This is a genomic window from Mesorhizobium sp. M7A.F.Ca.CA.003.01.2.1, from assembly GCF_003998945.1.
GTDB classification, from domain to species: Bacteria; Pseudomonadota; Alphaproteobacteria; order Rhizobiales; family Rhizobiaceae; genus Mesorhizobium; species Mesorhizobium ciceri.
Genome location: NZ_RZRA01000678.1, coordinates 1 through 3,200, shown reverse-complemented (window position 1 = coordinate 3,200; position 3,200 = coordinate 1). Strand labels below are relative to the sequence as shown.

General features: G+C 62.3%; 4 protein-coding genes. 2 read left to right on the top strand and 2 right to left on the bottom strand.

The window, feature by feature from the left end; translation table 11 throughout:
* Positions 1-441: HAD-IIIA family hydrolase (locus EN969_RS23555; RefSeq protein WP_127419435.1), on the top strand; the 441-nt coding region annotated here is incomplete at its 5' end.
* A 4-nt stretch (positions 442-445) separates the two neighbouring features.
* Here EN969_RS23555 and EN969_RS23550 read toward each other — a convergent pair.
* Together EN969_RS23550 and EN969_RS23545 are read right to left on the bottom strand one after the other, a co-directional pair.
* Entirely contained in the window at positions 446-1,240 is a 795-nt protein-coding gene (locus tag EN969_RS23550) for a glycosyltransferase family 2 protein (protein WP_063168809.1), read from the bottom strand.
* Between the two features lie 253 nt (positions 1,241-1,493).
* Entirely contained in the window at positions 1,494-1,973 is a 480-nt protein-coding gene (locus EN969_RS23545) for an Lrp/AsnC family transcriptional regulator (RefSeq protein ID WP_013530077.1), read from the bottom strand.
* A 249-nt stretch (positions 1,974-2,222) separates the two neighbouring features.
* Here EN969_RS23545 and trxB point away from each other — a divergent pair, with 249 nt between their 5' ends.
* Entirely contained in the window at positions 2,223-3,197 is a 975-nt protein-coding gene (gene trxB / locus EN969_RS23540; protein ID WP_063168808.1) for a thioredoxin-disulfide reductase, read from the top strand.
* Positions 3,198-3,200: the final 3 nt, after the last annotated feature.

Here is a 3,200-nt window from a genome sequence, read left to right as displayed (position 1 = left end):
CCCGTCATCGTCGTCACCAACCAGTCCGGCATCGCGCGCGGCTATTTCGGCTGGAGCGATTTCGCCGCCGTCAATGGCCGCGTGCTCGAACTGCTACGCGCCGACAATGCGTTCGTCGACATGGTCCTTGCCTGCGCCTATCACGAGGCGGGCTCCGGCCCGCTCGCGGCCGCAGATCATCCGATGCGCAAGCCCAATCCGGGCATGCTGCTGGAGGCGGCCAGTCGCCTCGGGCTCGATCTGCGGCGTTCGCTGATCGTCGGCGACAAGGAGGCCGACATGGAGGCGGGACAACGCGCCGGCCTCTCGCAGGGCTGGCTGGTGGACGGGCAAGCGGCTGTCCGACGGGGCTTCACAATTCGGCCTTGGTGCGACCGCGCGGACTTCGACGGCCTGCTCGCCGCAATAGCTGCACTTGGGGCCGCCTCGGGCGCGCCCTAACGGTTTATACCCGATCGTTGTCCCGCCAGGCTTCATAGAGCTTGGCCTCGGTGGCGAACGAATACACCATCACCAGCATCGAATAGACGAACCCGTGCCGGCCGCACAGGAAGTAGCGCTTGGCCAGGTAAAACTTCAGGAAGTTGCCAAGCGGCGACAGCACCAGTCTTATCAGGCCAGGCTTCTTGGCTCGTTCGACCAGCGTGGCGACCTTGAGGCTGGAGTAGGTGTTGGCTCTCGCCAGATCCTCGGCAATAGTCATTTCGCGGCGATGCAGCAGCACGCCATTTTCTATGGTGCCGGTTTCGCCCGGCACCTCGAACGACTCATGGACCCGCAGATTGAGGTCCATGGTCGCCTTGTCGCGCCGGAAAAGACGCAGCAGCCTGTTGTGAAGCACCCAGCGGTGCGCATAGCCATAACCCTTCAGCTTGTCGCGGCGCCTGATGTACCATCCGTCGAAAGCATCGTTCCCAAGCTGCGTCACATTCGTGATCGACTGCCTGAGAACGTCATCGATGGCCTCGTCGGCTTCAATCGAAAGGCACCACGGTTGGGTGGCCTGATCGAGCGCGAATTGCCGCTGACGAGGAAAGCCCGGCCAATCATTGTGAAACAGCCTTATCGGGTAGCCCTTGGCGATGAACGCATTGACGACGTCCAGAGTGCTGTCCGTCGAGCCTGAATCGACGACGATGATCTCGGCGCAGAAGTCGACGCTTTCCAGGCATTCGCCGATCATGTCGGCCTCGTTCATACAGATGACCAGCGCCGAAACCGGGCTAGAAAATCGAGTCATCGTCCCACCCCACGGCACACTGTTCTCGGAATTGGGCTGCCCTGCGCCACCTGTATTATGCAATCCCGAAAGCGCTATGCGCTTTTCCCAGGAAAACCGTTACACACTTTTTCTGGAATTGCTCTAGGAAACCAGCAAGGTGGCTACGGCAGTACATCCGGCTCCACAGGAGAGCCTATCGAACGCCAAAGCGGCGCTGATATGGCGAGGCGCTCAGGCCGCATCGGCGAAAGCCGGTTGCGGTTCAACCGGCTCAAGGCTGTGCGAACGAGACCAAGCCTTCGTCCTTGACCCGGCGGATGGTGAGCGCTGTGCGCACCGTGTCGACATTCGGGGTCGAGGTCAGTTCCTCGATGACGAAGCTCTGGAAGGCGCCGAGGTCGCTCGCCACGCAATGCAGGAGGAAATCGGATTCGCCCGACACCATCCAGGCGTCGCGTACGATCGGCCAGCCGCGGGTGCGCTCGGCAAAGATGCGCAGCTCGGCATCGGCTTGATGATGCAGGCCGACGAGGCAGAAGGCAACGACATCAAGGCCGAGCGCTGGTGCGTTGAGCAGAGCGCGGTAGCCACGGATGATGCCGGCTTCCTCCAGGCGCTTGACGCGGCGCAGGCATGGCGGTGCCGAAATGCCGACGCGGTTCGACAGTTCGACATTGGTCATGCGGCCGTCGCCCTGCAATTCGCGCAGGATCTTCCAGTCGATGGCGTCGAGGTCGGCCTTGAGCGGCATGAGGGCTCTCGATCATGAGGGGCAACACGCAAGAATCTTGCGTGATTTTGTAATTAAACGACTTCGCTGTCCATTCCATCCTTCGCCCGGAATATTTCGCGGGATCCGCAGGCGACAGGGTGTGACAAAGCTTTCCGGGGACGAACTCCAACTTGCCTTGCTGGCGTCGTGGGCAACACTTACATTACGCGCGACAATGATCGAGTTTTCCATGCCGCAATTGCCGGCAGCCCTCCGCAGAGGCTTTAGATGACCACCAAGCACGCGCCCGTTCTCATCATCGGTTCCGGCCCGGCCGGCTATACGGCGGCGGTCTACGCCGCCCGCGCCATGCTGAAGCCGATGCTGGTCGCCGGCCTGCAGCAGGGCGGGCAGTTGATGATCACCACCGATGTCGAGAACTATCCCGGCTTCGCCGACCCGATCCAGGGTCCGTGGCTGATGGAGCAGATGCTGAAACAGGCCGAGCATGTCGGCACCGACATCATCAACGACATCATCACCGAGGTCGACCTCAACGTGCGACCGTTCCGTGCCAAGGGCGATTCCGGCACCACCTACACCGCCGACGCGCTGATCATCGCGACCGGCGCGCAAGCGAAATGGCTGGGCATCCCGACCGAGCAGGACTTTATGGGTTTTGGAGTCTCGGCCTGCGCCACCTGCGACGGCTTCTTCTACCGGGGCAAGGATGTCGCGGTGATCGGCGGCGGCAATTCGGCGGTGGAAGAGGCGCTCTATCTGTCCAATCTCGCCAAGAGCGTGACGGTGATCCACAGGCGCAGCGATTTTCGCGCCGAACGTATCCTGCGCGAGCGGCTTCTGAAAAAGGACAATGTCCGCGTCATCTGGGACACGATCGTCGACGAGATCACCGGTCGGCCCGGCAAGACGCCGCTGCCGCCCTCGGTCGAAGGGCTGAAGCTCAAGCATGCGGGGACCGGCGAGGTGTCGCACCTCAAGATCGACGGTGTGTTCGTGGCCATCGGCCATGCGCCGGCGGTTGAACTGTTCGCCGGCAAGCTCAAGCAGAAGCCGAACGGCTATCTGTGGACGGCGCCGGATTCGACCCGCACCGATGTGCCGGGCGTGTTCGCGGCCGGCGATGTGACCGACGATATCTACCGCCAGGCGGTGACGGCAGCGGGGCTTGGCTGCATGGCCGCACTCGAGGCGGAGAAGTATCTGGCCGGCATCGAAGTGCATCGCGAAGCGGCCGAGTAGAGA